Source organism: Methylobacterium hispanicum (assembly GCF_022179285.1).
Classification (GTDB): domain Bacteria; phylum Pseudomonadota; class Alphaproteobacteria; order Rhizobiales; family Beijerinckiaceae; genus Methylobacterium; species Methylobacterium hispanicum.
In genome coordinates, this window is the sequence record NZ_BPQO01000097.1 from 1 (window position 1) to 589 (window position 589).

A 589-nucleotide genomic window follows, 5' to 3' on the forward strand; every position below is an offset into this window, starting at 1 on the left:
CGGCTACGGCCATCCGGTCGGCAGCGCCGAGACGCCCGACAGCGCCTTCGCGGACCTGTGGAGCCGCCTCGCGCGCCACTACGCCGGCAGCCCCAACGTCATCTTCGGCCTCATGAACGAGCCGCACCAGCAGACGGCGCAGCAATGGCTCGGCTCGGCCAACGCGGCGATCGCGGCGATCCGTGCGACGGGCGCCGGCCAGCAGATCCTCGTGCCCGGCAGCTACTGGACGGGCGCCCACAGCTGGGTCAGCACCGACAACGACACCGTGATCGGCCCCGGCATCCGCGACCCGCTCGGCAACTTCGCCTTCGAGGTGCACCAGTACCTCGACAGCGACAGCTCGGGCACGCACGCCAACGTGGTCTCGGCGAACATCGGCGTCGAGCGGCTGACCGCGGTCACCCAGTGGGCGGAGGCGACGGGCAGCCGCCTGTTCCTGGGCGAGTTCGGGGTCGCGCAGGATCCGGTGAGCCTCGCCGCGCTCGCCAACATGGTGGCCTACATGAAGGCGCACCCGGTCTGGGAGGGCGCGACCTACTGGGCGGCGGGCCCGTGGTGGGGCGACTACATGTTCTCGATCGAGCCG

Annotated in this window: 1 protein-coding gene; it reads left to right on the forward strand. The window is 71.5% G+C overall.

All coding sequences use genetic code 11. The features are described 5' to 3' along the window. On the forward strand, nt 1–589 hold a 589-nt coding region (locus MFF56_RS31910), incomplete at both ends, for a cellulase family glycosylhydrolase (protein ID WP_238232225.1).